Raw genomic sequence first — 406 nt, 5'->3', positions numbered from 1 at the left:
CTGCTGCAGTTCAATGTCCGAAATCCCTTCTTTTAAAGGCCAAAACACATTAAGTTCCTGAGCTCGTTTGAGTACTTTAGCAACGGTGTTTCGCGAGCAGGCGCAGCTAGCAGCGATACTGCGCCCGCTGATCCCTAAGCTGTGAAGCCGCAGGATCTCTCGATAATTGGTCATTTAATGACCTCCTTGTAGAAAGATTTACACTATCTCATTGGTAGTGCATATATGGATTCTACAAGAAGAATCATCAACTGGCTCTCTAGCCGGAAACGTGGCTCATTTTCATCGGACTGGTGGCTCTCACTTTCCGGAACAATGGCTCATTTTGACCCGGATTATTCAATATGATGGAAATTAACTTAAGGGATTCTGCTTCTGGAGTGGTGGAAAAAATGTCTATTTTACA

The sequence above is a fragment of the Syntrophomonas sp. UBA5494 genome, from assembly GCF_002426325.1.
This window is presented reverse-complemented; position numbering follows the sequence as displayed.